The 13,467-nt window shown below is 67.3% G+C and carries 12 protein-coding genes and 1 pseudogene; 9 read left to right on the forward strand and 4 right to left on the reverse strand.

Translation table 11 applies throughout. The annotated features are described in order from the left end of the window. Window positions 1–61 precede the first annotated feature (61 nt). Window positions 62–790 carry an amino acid ABC transporter ATP-binding protein gene (locus R4P95_RS08075; RefSeq protein ID WP_109335165.1) on the reverse strand — a complete coding sequence of 243 codons (729 nt, stop codon included), beginning with the start codon at window positions 788–790 and terminating at the stop codon, window positions 62–64. Window positions 791–998: 208 nt separating this feature from the next. On the opposite strand from R4P95_RS08075, the gene miaB reads away from it, so the two are divergent. Both miaB and R4P95_RS08085 read left to right on the forward strand, forming a co-directional pair. Then, on the forward strand, window positions 999–2,516 hold the full coding sequence (gene miaB, locus R4P95_RS08080; protein ID WP_317746560.1) for a tRNA (N6-isopentenyl adenosine(37)-C2)-methylthiotransferase MiaB: 1,518 nt from the start codon (window positions 999–1,001) through the stop codon (window positions 2,514–2,516). Beyond that, window positions 2,513–3,118, forward strand: coding sequence for a hypothetical protein (locus tag R4P95_RS08085; RefSeq protein ID WP_317746561.1), 606 nt, complete (start codon window positions 2,513–2,515; stop codon window positions 3,116–3,118). The genes miaB and R4P95_RS08085 overlap by 4 nt, the downstream gene beginning before the upstream one ends. An 18-nt stretch (window positions 3,119–3,136) precedes the next feature. Here the strand turns inward: R4P95_RS08085 and R4P95_RS08090 are convergent, their stop codons facing one another. Beyond that, entirely contained in the window at window positions 3,137–4,522 is a 1,386-nt protein-coding gene (locus tag R4P95_RS08090) for a DUF349 domain-containing protein (protein ID WP_317746562.1), read from the reverse strand. A 202-nt stretch (window positions 4,523–4,724) separates the two neighbouring features. Here R4P95_RS08090 and R4P95_RS08095 point away from each other — a divergent pair, with 202 nt between their 5' ends. From R4P95_RS08095 to R4P95_RS08125, 7 genes and pseudogenes are all read left to right on the forward strand, one after another. Next, complete coding sequence (locus tag R4P95_RS08095; RefSeq protein ID WP_317746563.1) at window positions 4,725–5,441, forward strand: class III extradiol dioxygenase subunit B-like domain-containing protein; 717 nt, start codon at window positions 4,725–4,727, stop codon at window positions 5,439–5,441. Beyond that, window positions 5,438–6,367 carry a tRNA (adenosine(37)-N6)-dimethylallyltransferase MiaA gene (gene miaA, locus R4P95_RS08100; RefSeq protein ID WP_317746564.1) on the forward strand — a complete coding sequence of 310 codons (930 nt, stop codon included), beginning with the start codon at window positions 5,438–5,440 and terminating at the stop codon, window positions 6,365–6,367. The genes R4P95_RS08095 and miaA overlap by 4 nt, the downstream gene beginning before the upstream one ends. Then, a complete protein-coding gene (locus tag R4P95_RS08105) occupies window positions 6,364–7,212 on the forward strand; it encodes a TrmH family RNA methyltransferase (RefSeq protein WP_317746565.1) in 849 nt (282 codons plus the stop codon). The genes miaA and R4P95_RS08105 overlap by 4 nt, the downstream gene beginning before the upstream one ends. Window positions 7,213–7,272: 60 nt before the next feature. Continuing rightward, the gene (dapF, locus tag R4P95_RS08110; RefSeq protein WP_317746566.1) at window positions 7,273–8,142 is read left to right on the forward strand and encodes a diaminopimelate epimerase; all 870 of its coding nucleotides are present in this window, start codon (window positions 7,273–7,275) and stop codon (window positions 8,140–8,142) included. Window positions 8,143–8,200: 58 nt separating this feature from the next. Next, window positions 8,201–9,655, forward strand: coding sequence for a GTPase HflX (gene hflX / locus R4P95_RS08115; protein ID WP_213571743.1), 1,455 nt, complete (start codon window positions 8,201–8,203; stop codon window positions 9,653–9,655). Beyond that, a complete protein-coding gene (locus R4P95_RS08120) occupies window positions 9,648–10,763 on the forward strand; it encodes a hypothetical protein (RefSeq protein ID WP_317746567.1) in 1,116 nt (371 codons plus the stop codon). The genes hflX and R4P95_RS08120 overlap by 8 nt, the downstream gene beginning before the upstream one ends. A gap of 50 nt (window positions 10,764–10,813) precedes the next feature. Beyond that, window positions 10,814–10,978 (forward strand): annotated as a pseudogene (locus R4P95_RS08125) (DUF6596 domain-containing protein); the annotation flags it as partial. Between the two features lie 101 nt (window positions 10,979–11,079). Here the strand turns inward: R4P95_RS08125 and R4P95_RS08130 are convergent. Both R4P95_RS08130 and R4P95_RS08135 read right to left on the reverse strand, forming a co-directional pair. After that, window positions 11,080–11,337: an HPr family phosphocarrier protein gene (locus R4P95_RS08130; protein ID WP_213571745.1), complete on the reverse strand. Its 258-nt coding sequence runs from the start codon at window positions 11,335–11,337 to the stop codon at window positions 11,080–11,082. 43 nt (window positions 11,338–11,380) lie between these two features. Then, window positions 11,381–13,465, reverse strand: coding sequence for a fructose-specific PTS transporter subunit EIIC (locus R4P95_RS08135; RefSeq protein WP_317746568.1), 2,085 nt, complete (start codon window positions 13,463–13,465; stop codon window positions 11,381–11,383). Between the last annotated feature and the right edge of the window lie 2 nt (window positions 13,466–13,467).

Here is a 13,467-nt window from a genome sequence, read left to right on the forward strand (position 1 = left end):
TTGAGACAGGGCAGTCCACCGAAGCCCGCGAGCGGATGTCCGCCCGCGGCCCTCGACTGGATCAGTGGCTGAGAATCTTGCCGAGAAAGTCCTTCGCGCGCTCCGATTCGGGAGCAGTGAAGAAGGTGCTGGGATCGGAGTCTTCGACGATCTGGCCGTCGGCCATGAACAGGACGCGATCACCGGCCTTGCGGGCGAACCCCATCTCGTGGGTGACCACGAGCATCGTCATGCCTTCCTTGGCGAGCGAGGTCATGACGTCGAGGACCTCGTTGACCATCTCGGGGTCGAGTGCGGAGGTGGGCTCGTCGAACAGCATCACCTTCGGATTCATGGCGAGGGCACGCGCTATCGCTACGCGCTGCTGCTGTCCACCCGACAGCTGAGCGGGGTACTTGTCCGCCTGATTCGCAATGCCGACCCGTTCGAGCAGTTGGCGAGCGGTGGCCTTCGCATCCGCGGTGCTCTTCTTCCGGACCTTCATCGGAGCGAGCATCACGTTCTCGAGAATTGTCTTGTGGGCGAACAGGTTGAAGGATTGGAACACCATGCCCACGTCGGCGCGGAGCGCCGCCAGAGCCTTGCCCTCGGCGGGCAGGACCTTGCCGTCCACTGCGATGACCCCGGAGTCGATCGGCTCGAGGCGGTTGATGGTGCGGCAGAGCGTCGACTTCCCGGAACCTGAGGGTCCGAGGACGATCACGACCTGCCCGCGCGGAACTTCGAGGTCGATGTCCTGAAGAACATGGAGGGCGCCGAAGTGCTTGTTCACCGATTGCATCGAGATCATGGACGTGGCCGGACCCGTCGGGGGTGTCGGCGTCGCGTCGTCGGCTTGCGTCATAGTCGATGACCCTATGTGGTGGAAGCGGCAGTCTCGACATTTACTCCGAGAATCCTCGGGATGTCACGGAAACTTTACTGCCGGGTGCCGACGGTGTGTCGTGGTGCACAGCGGCCCCGACGAGGCGATTTGTCGAGGCCCGTACCCTGGGAACGTGGACACGATCGACCAGAACTCTCAGCGCAGCTACGAGGTGCGCACCTACGGCTGCCAGATGAACGTGCACGACTCCGAGCGCCTGTCGGGTCTGCTCGAGGACGCCGGGTACACCAAGGCGGCCACCGGGCAGACGCCCGACCTCGTGGTCTTCAACACGTGCGCGGTGCGCGAGAACGCCGACAACAAGCTGTACGGCAATCTGAGTCATCTCGCGCCTGCGAAGGAGAAGAACCCCGACATGCAGATCGCGGTCGGTGGTTGCCTGGCCCAGAAAGACCGCGAGGTCGTCGTGAAGAAGGCGCCGTGGGTGGACGTGGTGTTCGGCACCCACAACATCGGGTCGCTCCCTGCGCTGCTGGACCGTGCGCGTCACAACCAGCGAGCCGAGGTCGAGATCCTCGACGCCCTCGAGGCGTTCCCGTCCACGCTGCCCGCGAAGCGGGAGTCGGCGTATGCCGGGTGGGTGTCCATCTCGGTGGGCTGCAACAACACCTGCACGTTCTGCATCGTGCCCGCCCTGCGTGGCAAGGAAGTCGACCGAAGGCCCGGCGACATTCTCGCCGAGGTTCAGGCTCTCGTGAACGAGGGCGTCCTCGAAGTGACCCTCCTCGGCCAGAACGTCAACGCCTACGGCGTGTCCTTCGCCGACCCGGAGCAGCCGCGCGATCGGGGGGCGTTCGCCTCACTGCTGCGCGCATGCGGCGAGATCGACGGACTCGAGCGGATCCGGTTCACGTCTCCACACCCGGCCGAGTTCACCGACGACGTCATCGAGGCCATGGCGGAAACACCGGCGGTCTGCCCGCAACTGCACATGCCGCTGCAGTCCGGCTCCGACCGGGTACTGAAGGCGATGCGGCGTTCGTACCGGACGACGCGGTTTCTGGGCATCATCGAGAAGGTCCGCACTGCGATGCCGCACGCGGCGATCACCACCGACATCATCGTCGGTTTCCCCGGTGAGACCGAGGAAGACTTTCAAGGCACACTCGACGTCGTCCGGCAGGCCCGGTTCACCAGTGCCTTCACCTTCCAGTACTCCAAGCGTCCGGGCACGCCCGCCGCCGACATGGAGGGTCAGCTCCCCAAAGCCGTCGTTCAGGAACGGTACGAGCGTCTCATTGCACTTCAGGAGGAGATCACGCTCGAGGAGAATCGGAAGCTGGTCGGTGCCGAGGTGGAACTCCTCGTCGCTGCCGGTGAGGGTCGCAAGAACGCGGAAACGTTGCGGATGAGCGGACGCGCCCGCGACGGCAGGCTCGTCCATTTCCGTCCCGAGGGCAACATCGACGGCAACATCCGGCCGGGCGATGTCGTCACCCTGGTGGTGAGCGCGGCGGCCCCGCACCACTTGGTCGCCGACACCCCGGTCCTCACCCACCGTCGCACCCGCGCCGGTGACTCCTTCGAGAAGGGCGTCACGCCCAAGACTCCGCCTATCGGTGTCGGGCTCGGACTCCCGCAGATCGGTGCACCGGCACCACTACCCGCTCAGATGGGATGCAGCGCATGACCTCCTCGCATGACGACGATCGCACCAGCGGGGACAACGGTCCGAGCGGCGAGAGCGATCCGATCGAGAGCTATCTGAAAGATTTCGACGCGGCCGAGAAGAAGGTCGCCGGTGAGATCGACCCGGGAGTGCGAGCGCTGGTCGTCGCGATCGCTGTCGTGATTCTGCTGGGGTCCCTGACCTTGCCGCATTCCGGTGTCGCGAACGGCTGGGAGGTGTTGGTCTACGGGGACGATGCCCGCGCAGAAGTCATCACTTTGCCGTCGCGACTGTTCGTCTGGTTCGAAGTGGTGTTCGGTGTCGTCGCGTCGATGCTGGCGCTGATCACGCGCCGTTGGGCACTGGCCTGGGTTGCGCTCGCGGGAACCGCCGTGTCGATCGTCTTCGGGATGCTCGCCATCTGGACCCGCCAGACTCCGGCGCCGGGTGTCGAGGCGGCGGGTCCGGGTATCGGCCTGATCATCGGCTGGCTGACCGTGATCGTGCTGACCTTCCACTGGCTGAAAGTCGTGTGGAGCAGGACCGCGTTGCAGCTGGCCGCGGAAGAGGAACGCCGCGCCGCTGCCGCCGAAGCGGAGCGACGCGGCAACTGGAACGTCTGACGACGCCGTTCTCGCGACTTACTGTCCGCTGACGGCGCCTTCCGCGGCCTCGGCCCATTCACGCCACTGCTGCGCCTGAGCGAGTGCGCTTTCGGCGTCCTTGGTCTTACCCGCCGCGGTCGCCTTGGCGGCCTGTTCCTCGAACTGGCTGACGCGTTCGCGGAACTGCGCTGCCCGGGCGAGAGCCTCCGGATCAGTGCGTCGCCACTGTTCGTCGGCGGCGTCACGCACGCGCTTCTCGATGGCCCGCAACTTGCCCTCGAGGTCGTGCATCCGCTCGCGGGGCACCTTGCCGATGGCATCCCACTTCTCTTGCAAGTCGCGTAGTGCGGCCCGGGCAGCGTCGATGTCCTTGGTGGGATCGATGTGTCCGGCAGACTTCAGCAGCTCCTCCTTCGCGACCGCATTCTCCTCGAACTCGGCGTCGCGTTCGGAGGAGGCGGCGTTGCGCGCGGCGAAGAACAAGTCCTGAGCGCCCTTGAACCGCTTCCACAGTGCGTCGTCGGCTTCGCGGGGAGCGCGCCCGGCGGCCTTCCATTCGGCGAGGAGATCACGGAACGCCCCGGCGGTGGGTCCCCAATCGGTGGAGTCGGCCAAGGCCTCGGCGCGGGCGACGAGCTCTTCCTTCTTCGTCTTCGCCGCCGCGCGTTCGCGGTCGAGTTCGGCGAAGTGCGCGCCGCGGCGTCGGTTGAATGCCTCGCGCGCCTTGGAGTACCGCTTCCACAGCGCATCGTCGACCTTCCGGTCGATTCCGCGAATGGTTTTCCACTCTTCCAGGATTTCGCGGAGGCGATCACCCGCGGCCTTCCACTGCGTGGATTCCGCGCCGATCCGCTCGGCCTCGGCGGCCAGCTCCTCCTTGCGTTCGGTATGTGCCTGCCGCGACTTTTCCTTCTCGTATTTCGCGTGCGCGGCGGCTTCGTCCGAGCCGGCGATGACGGCATCGAGTCGGGCAGCGAGCGATTCGATGTCACCGATCACCGCTGCGGTCGGCAACGATTCGGCGAGTGCGATCGCCGCGGCCTTGGTCTTCTTCGCGTCTCCGGCTCCGGAGTTGAGCCGGGCCTCGAGGAGGGCCACCTCGGTGGCGAGGTCGTCGAATCGTCGACCGAAATGGGCCAGCCCCTCGGCAGCGTCACCGGCCTGCCACGAACCGATCTGCCGTTCACCGTCGGCGGTCTTGACCCATGCGGTGCCGTCGTCGTCCACCCGGCCGAACTTGCTGGGGTCGCTCCCGGGCGGGGCTGCGACGGCGGGGGCCGAGAGTGCATGCTTCGGCGTGGGGCCCGGTTTGGGTGCACCCGGTTTCGCGGCGCCGCCCGGTTTAGGGACACTCGGCTTCGGCGTGTCGTGCTGCTCGGCGGCAGGCTCCACGGCGGGCTGTGCGTCGCTACTGTCGGTCATCGCTTCCTCATCTCTGCCGCGCGTCACGGCTGCCTGAACGCATTACCGGCTCCATACCGACCCGGCAGGGCTTGTTCCATTCAACCCGGTACGGGCTCTGGGGACTATTGAATCAGGTCAGACGGGCACCGTTGGTACCGAACGAGTGCAGGCGCCGAATCGGATGTCGGGTCCGTTCGGGCGGTCGACTAGCGTGACGCGTGTGTTCACCGCCGCAATTCTCGTGCCCTCACCGCCGCTTCTGGTCCCTGAACTGGCGGGCGCAGCGGCAGCAGAGACGGCGTCGTTGAGGGACGCGGTGGCGGTGGCCGCCAAGGCGTTGTCGTCGCTCTCCTCCGAGTGGGTTGCGGTAGGTGCGGGCGCCACCACCATCGATGTGCCTTCCGAGGCGCAGGGCACGTACTTGGGCTACGGGGTCGACGTCCGGGTGACGCTGCGGCCCGGACACGCCGAGAATCCGGACCCGGAGCTACCGCTCGCGGCACTGACAGCCGGATGGATACGCGGAACCTGGGCGCCGGACGCGGTAGTCGACGCCCGTGTATTGGCCGCCGACCTGCCGGTCGAGCGGTGCGCCGAGTACGGCGCGGCACTGCGAGGCTTCCTCGACCGAGATGACGAGCCCCGCGGCCTCATGATTGTCGCGGACGGGGCCAACACCCTGACCGCGAAGGCGCCCGGTGCGTTCGACCCGCGAGCGGAGGGAGTGCAGGCCCGAATCGATGCGGCGCTGGAATCAGGCGACCGCGATGCTCTTCTGGCCCTCGAACCGGGGCTGTGCAACCAACTGGGGCTCGGTGGACGGGTTCCGTGGCAGGTGCTCGCCGGCGTGTTCGACGCGCCCCCTTCCTCGTGCCGGACGCTCTACAGCGCGGCGCCGTACGGAGTGGCGTACCACGTGGGGGAGTGGCGTCCATGACGTCGCCGGTTCCAGTGGCGGTGGTCGGGCCCACGGCCACCGGGAAATCGGAGCTTGCCCTCGACCTTGCCGAACGGTGGGGCGGGGAGATCGTCAACATCGACGCGATGCAGCTCTATCGCGGCATGGACATCGGGACCGCGAAACTGGCACCCCACGAGCGACGCGGCATCGTGCACCACCAACTCGACGTGCTCGACGTGACCGAGACCGCCACGGTGGCGAACTACCAACGGGCCGCAGTCCGTGACGTGGAGGCGATCGCGGCGCGCGGCGCCGTCCCCATCATCGTCGGCGGATCGATGATGTACGTGCAGTCCCTGCTCGACGAGTGGACCTTCCCGGCCACCGACCCTTCGGTGCGCGCGCGGTGGGAAGCCGTCCTCGCCGAGCACGGTGTCGCCGCAGTACATGCGGAGCTGAGCCGGGTGGATCCTGATGCCGCCGCATCCATCCTTCCGACCGACGGCAGACGTCTGGTGCGGGCCCTCGAGGTCGTCGAGATCACCGGTCGGCCGTTCGCGGCATCTGCGCCCCGCATCGGTGAACCACGATGGGGCACACGCATTGTCGGTGTCGACAGGGAGACCGCGGAGTTAGATCAACGCATCGGACTCCGGACCGAGCTGATGTTCGATCGCGGTCTCGTGGAGGAGGTGCGCGGTCTGATCGACGTGGGCCTGCGGGAAGGGGTGACCGCGCCGCGCGCCATCGGCTACGCGCAGGTACTCGCGTGGATCGACGGGAAATACGACTTGGACGAGGCCCGGGAGCGCACGTTCATCGGGACTCGTCGCTATGTGCGCCGTCAGCGGTCGTGGTTCCGCCGAGACACGCGTATCCGCTGGGTCGACGGCAGCGATCCACACCTCGCCGACACGACCGTCCGAATGCTGCAACAGCCGCCGACACCGGGAGAACGATGAGCCGCACGCCGTCCGGGCGGAACCGCCCGACCTCGAATCTCCTGGTCACCGCCCGCAATGCCCGCTTCCAGCAGTGGCAGTCCTACCTCACCAACCGCAGTAAACGCTCGAAAGCGGGGCGCTTCCTGATTCAGGGTGTGCGCCCCCTCACGCTGGCGCTCGACTACGGGTGGCCGATCGAATCGCTGCTGTACCGCGTCGACGGCCCACCCCTGTCGGAGTGGGCCCGCGACGTGCGCGGTGCCCGGTCGATCGAACAGATCGGTGTCAGTGCCGAACTGATGGGGGAGTTGGGCGAGAAGGCCGACACCGCCCCGGAACTGATCGCTGTGGCGAAGATCCGCGCACCGCGACTGAAAGATTTGGAGCTGCAGGCGAGTCCGTTGATCGTGGTCTTCGACCGGCCGAGCTCGCCGGGCAACCTCGGCACCCTTGTCCGGTCCGCCAACGCATTCGGTGCGGACGCGGTAATCGTGGTTGGCCACGGCGCCGACCCGTTCGACCCGCAGAGCGTGCGCGCCTCCACCGGTTCGCTCTTCGCGATGCCGGTCGTCACCGTGTCCTCGGTCGACGACATCCTCGCCTTCCGGGACACACGTCGAGCGGCCGGCACCGATCTGCACATCGTGGGAACGGATGAGACAGGTTCCGTCACGATCGACGCCCATGACTTCACCGGAGGCACGGTTCTGGTGATCGGCAACGAGACTCGTGGCATGAGCGCCGCGTGGCGAGCGGCCTGCGACACCGTGGTCAACATTCCCATCGGCGGCGCCGCCAGTTCGCTAGGTGCACCTTCGGCCGGTGCCGTTGCCCTCTATGAGATCGCCCGACAGCGACGATGAGCGGCCGCGAACTAGCGCGGTCCGGGTGGGCGCGCACCTCGGTTGGATAAGGTGGGACACATGGACTTCAGCAAGGGGCACGGAACCGAGAACGACTTCGTCGTCCTTCCCGATCTCGACGTGCGCCTCGACCTGACGGTGCCGCGGGTGAAGGCACTGTGCGATCGCCGGCGCGGACTCGGCGCCGACGGCGTCCTGAGGGTCGCCAAGGCGGGCGCGCTCGCCGAGGCCGGTGTCCTCGCCGACCTGCCCGACGGAACATCCGCCGACGACTGGTTCATGGACTACCGCAACGCGGACGGTTCTCTCGCCGAGATGTGTGGCAACGGCGTCCGGGTTTTTGCCCACTACCTTCTGTCCACCGGAATCGAGACACGCGATGAATTCGTGGTCGGGAGTCGTGCCGGGGGTAAGCCTGTTGTCGTCCACTCGGCCGCGGGTCCGCTCGGTGAGGTGACCGTCGACATGGGAAAGGTTCGCGACCTCGGATCGAGCACTGCCACCCTCGACGGCAAAGTGTTCAACGGAATCGGCATCGACGTCGGAAATCCGCATCTGGCGTGCGTCGACCCCCACCTCACCGCCGCATCACTCTCCGCGCTCGACCTGACCGCCGCGCCCGGCTTCGACCCCGGCTTCTTCCCGCACGGCGTCAACGTCGAGATCCTCACCCGCATCGATTCGGGTGCAGTCGACATGCGGGTCCACGAGCGTGGGGTCGGGGAGACACGCTCCTGCGGGACCGGAACGGTCGCCGCGGCAACAGCTGCTCTGCGTCACGAAGGCGCGGACTCCGGGGAGGTCATCGTCCGCATTCCCGGTGGTCAGGTCACTGTTTCGCTGTCCGACGGCCGGGCGACCCTGCGCGGGCCGTCCGTCCTGGTGGCGTCGGGCACTGTCGACGATTCGTGGTGGAACGCGCTCACCTGATCGCCCTGCGCGAAATGGACGTGCGCACCCTCGACATTCCGTGGGATCATGAGGGTGTATGACGAAATCACATCGCACAGAAGAATCGCCGATCTCGGACTCCGGTGAGTTCGCCCACGACGATGGGCGGCCCTCGGTCGGCGAGATGCAACTCGAGGATCGCAGCGCGCTGCGCCGAGTTGCCGGCCTATCCACCGAACTCACCGACGTCACCGAGGTCGAGTACCGACAACTCCGACTCGAACGCGTGGTCCTGGTCGGTGTCTGGACTCAGGGCACCGCAGCGCAGGCCGAGTCGAGCATGGCCGAACTGGCCGCTCTCGCCGAGACCGCGGGATCCGAGGTCCTCGAAGGCCTCGTGCAGCGGCGGGACAAGCCTGATGCCGCCACCTACATCGGCTCGGGTAAAGCGCAGGAGCTGCGCGAGGTCGTCTTGTCCACCGGGGCGGACACCGTCATCTGCGACGGTGAACTCACTCCTGCGCAGCTCACCGCACTGGAGAAGGTCGTCAAGGTCAAGGTCATCGACAGGACGGCCTTAATCCTCGACATCTTCGCCCAGCACGCCACGTCCCGAGAGGGCAAGGCCCAGGTGGCGCTGGCCCAGATGGAATACATGTTGCCGCGACTGCGCGGCTGGGGTGAGTCCATGTCCCGGCAGGCCGGTGGTCGCGCCGGCAGCAACGGTGGTGTGGGTCTGCGCGGACCGGGTGAGACCAAGATCGAGACCGACCGGCGTCGCATCCGTGAGCGGATGGCGAAGCTGCGGCGCGAAATCAAGGGTATGAAGGCCGCCCGCGACACCAAGCGCACCCGGCGCCTGCGCAGTGAGGTGCCGTCGATCGCCATCGTCGGTTACACCAACGCCGGAAAGTCGAGTTTGCTCAACGCGCTCACCGGCTCCGGGGTGCTCGTGCAGAACGCCCTGTTCGCCACCCTCGACCCGACCACCCGTCGGGCTGCGCTCGACGACGGCCGCGAGTACATCCTCACCGACACCGTCGGTTTCGTGCGGCACCTGCCCACACAGTTGATCGAGGCCTTCCGATCCACACTCGAGGAGGTGACGGATGCGGATCTTCTGCTGCACGTGGTGGACGGGTCCGACCCGTTGCCGCTCGATCAGATCCGCGCCGTCCATGCCGTGATCACCGAGGTGATCCGGGAGAACGACGCGCCGGCGCCGCCCGAACTCATCGTGGTGAACAAGATCGACGCAGCCGATCCGGTCACGTTGACCCAGCTGCGCGGACTGTTACCCGGTGCGGCGTTCGTCTCCGCCCGCACGGGTGAGGGAATCGCTGAACTGCGGACGCAACTCGACGAGGTACTGCTCAGACCCGAGATCGAGGTCAACGTGCGTCTCCCGTATTCGCGGGGCGACCTCATGGCGCGGATCCACTCCGATGGACAGATCCTCGAATCCTCGCACGAGGAGGACGGCACGTTGATCCACGCGCGTGTGCCGCAGGCCCTGGCGTCGGCGCTGCTGCAGTACGCCGGCAGTGCCTGAACGGTCCCGGTGGTTCACTGCGGGATCGGTCGCAGTCGTGGCCGTCTGTGCATCCCTGGCGACTACCGGGTCGGGTTCGGCGCAGCCGATCCTGGGTGATCAGATCACCGTGGAAGCGTCCGACTTCGAACCATTCTGCACCCCGCACACAGTCGATCCGGGGTCGGTCCCGGACGAAGCGTCGCTCGACGAGTTGTCCGGACTGGTGTCGGTGGAGGGCCGGTCCTACGCGGTCGGTGACAGCGGCTCCGATCGTGCTGTCGCCGACCTGGACGGCTCCTGCGGCGTCACCGGCTGGCTGTCGGTGCCCGTCGATCCCTACGACGTCGAGGATCTGGCAACCGGCCCGGACGGGCGTCTGTGGCTGGCCGACATCGGCGACAACGGTCGCAGGCGGGAGACGGTCGCGCTGATCGGAATGGACCGGGCGACCGGGGCAGGGCAATTGCACCGGCTCACGTATCCGGATGGCGCCCACGACGCCGAGACGGTGCTGGTCCAGCGTGACGGCACACCGCTGATCGTGACGAAAGAGGTCTTCGGGCCGGGCATCGTGTACCGGCCTGCGGGGGGAGTGTCTGTCGACGCCTTGGCCAGTCCCGGGCCGACCCCGCTCGAGAGGGTGGGGTCACTCGACGTCGCGGAACCGAACAGCGCCGGCAATGCGACCACGGGTGCAGGCACCACGGCCCCGGCGGTGTATTCCACCATGTTCACCGGAGGTGCGGTATCCGCGGACGGAACCGTTGCGGCGGTGCGCAGTTACTCCGACGTGTTCCTGTTCGCCGCCCCGGATGGTGATGTCGCGGCGGCTTTGGCCGCGGGTCCCACCGTCCGGGTGCACCTGCCTGCGCAGCCGCAAGGTGAGGCGGTGGCGTTCACCGAGGACGGGGATCTTCTCATTGCCTCCGAGGCGCGGGACGGTCCCATACCCCCGGTTCAGGTGCTCCGCGGGGCGGTGGCGATGGCGCAGGATCACGCGTCTTCCGAAGCGGCGTCCGATGAGGAGAAGAGTTCCTCCGCCGGGCTGTCGATCGGAGTGGGGGCAGTCGCGTTGTGCGGACTCATCGCGGTCGTGGCCTACGCGTGTCTTCGTCGCACCCGCTGAATAGGTGCGGCGTGAGGGCCGGTCGCCCAAAATGCCTCGATCGCAACGACCTGCAACGGCTCGATCTTGCCGAGGAAGCGATCCGGCTGGGGCGGATCCTTCGTAGGTTGTTGCCCGCCGAACGAGAGGTCGCCGGGCTCCTCGGACTGATGCTGTTGATTCATGCTCGGCGCGCGGCCCGAAGCGGCCCGGATGGAGAAATTGTGCTGCTCGAGTAGCCGGCGGCGCGGGGTAGCAACGCGAACGGGGCCCTGCCCGGCCGGGTGTGGCGGCGCGTGCAGGGCTCCGGACGCGGAACGATGCGGCTTCGCGTGTCCTATGCGTCGAGATCTGCCGCCACCAGCTGAGCCACTTTCTCGACGGCATCCGCATCGTCGCTGGTCACTGTCACATCGGTGCCCTTGGTGGCGCCGAGCGTCATGATGAGGAGTGCGGAGCCGGCATCGACCGGTTCGCTGTCCGCGACCGAGAGGGTGACGGGGACTCCGGCAGCGGCCACCGCCTCGGCGATGACGGCGGCGGGGCGGGCGTGCAGTCCGATGGACGAACCAACGGCGACTGTGGTGCTGGGCATGATCTCTCCTTGGTCTGTTGGGGTTGTCTCGCGGTGTTGTTTCCTATGCTGCGACTGTCGCAACGTCGGGGTCGAGTTCGGCGTCGGACGCGCCGGGTTTGATGAATTCTTTGGCTCCGACGACACAGAGAGCGGCGACGACCACGCCGGCGGCCAGGGAGACCAGGAACCACAGCAGGTTGCCGATGGCGAAGAACACGAAAATGCCGCCGTGGGGTGCGCTCAGGGTTACATCGAACGCCATGATGAGGCCGCCCGTGACAGCGCCGCCGGCCATCATCGACGGGATCACGCGCAGGGGATCGGCGGCGGCGAAGGGAATGGCGCCCTCGGAGATGAACGCCGAACCCAGGAGCCAGGCGGCCTTGCCGTTCTCCCGTTCGGCCTCACTGAACAGGCTCGGTCGCAGGACGGTGGACGCGAGGGCCATGGCCAGCGGCGGAACCATTCCGGCCGCCATGACGGCCGCCATGATGCGGAGCGAGGCGGGATCGTTGACGTTGAGTCCTGCCACCGCGAAGGCATAGGCGGCTTTGTTGACCGGACCACCGAGGTCGAAGCACATCATCAGCCCGAGGATGATGCCGAGGAAGATGACCGAGCTGCCGGACAGTCCGTTGAGCCAATTGGTCAGGCCGGACGTGATGGCGGCGAGGGGACGGCCGAGCACCAGGAACATCAGCGCACCCACGATGAGGGTCGCGAAGAGCGGGATGATGACCACCGGCATGAGGCCGCGCAACCACTGAGGAACGGCGATTCGGCTGATCCACAGGGCGACGACACCCGCGATGAGCCCACCGACCAGGCCGCCGATGAAGCCGGCTCCGACGAATACCGCTACCGCGCCGGCGGTGAAACCGGGCGCGATGCCGGGTCGGTCGGCTATCGCGAAGGCGATGTAACCGGCCAAGGCCGGAACGAGGAAGCTGAATGCCAGCGAACCGAGCTGGAACAGCACTGCACCCAGATAGGTGGTGAGACCGCCCTCGGGCAGGCTACCGAGGGAGTTGTTCAGGACGATGTCCTCGGCAGGTCCGGAGATTTCGTACCCACCGAGCAGGAAACCGAGGGCGATCAGCAGGCCGCCCGCGGCGACGAAGGGGATCATGTAGCTGACGCCGGTCAGCAGGACCTGACGTAGATGGGTGCCCCAGCCGATCGAGCCGGCCGGTTCCGCGGGCTCGGTGGATGCGGTGCCCGCCACCGTCGATGCCGACGGATTCAGCCCTGCGCGCAGAGCCTCGGTGATCATGACGTCGGGCTCGTTGATTGCGCGCTTGACGCCGGAGGCGACCACGGGCTTGCCCGCGAACCGCTCCTTGCCTTTCACGCCGACATCTGTGGCGAAAATGACAGCGGAGGCGCCGGCAATCAGTCCGGGGGCCAGCGGAGTGCTGCCACTCGAACCCTGGGTTTCCACGTGCACCTTCACCCCCGCACGCTCACCGGCGGCGACGAGGGAGTCGGCGGCCATGTAGGTATGCGCGATTCCGGTGGGGCACGCCGTGACGGCGACGATGTGGCGGGACACCTCATCGGCGGCCGGTTCGGGTGCGGCGGCAGCCGGTTCGGGTGCGGCCACAGCGGGAGTCGACGCCGCGGTCGGTGTCGGCGCGGGTGTCGAAGCCGCGGCAGTGGCCGGTGCCGGGGACAGCACGCCCTGGACGAGGGTGACCACGTCGGCCGGGGTGGACGCCTCCCGCAGTGCACCGACGAAGTCGGGACGCACCAGCGCCCGGGCGAGTGAGGACAGCAACTTCATGTGCTCGGCGCCGGCGCCCTCCGGGGCGGCGATGAGGAACACCAGGTCGGCGGGGCCGTCGGGGGCGCCGAAGTCGACCTTGGGTGCGAGCCGGGCGAAGCCGAGGGAAGCAGCCGACACGGCCTCCGCGCGGCAGTGGGGAATGGCGATTCCACCGGGAAGGCCTGTCGCGGATTGTGATTCGCGTGCCAGCGCGGCGTCGCGAAGAGCGTCCGCATCGGTAGCTCGGCCGGCGTCGGCCAACCGGGTGGAGAGCGCGGATATCACGTCCTCCTTGGATGTTCCGAGGTCGGAATCCAGGGAGATCAGATCTTCGCTGATGATCTGCGGCCCCGAATCGCGGTCGGGAGTGGAGTGAGACATGG

Origin of the sequence: Rhodococcus sp. IEGM 27 (genome assembly GCF_033142305.1) — a bacterium.
GTDB lineage: Bacteria > Actinomycetota > Actinomycetes > Mycobacteriales > Mycobacteriaceae > Rhodococcus_F > Rhodococcus_F oxybenzonivorans.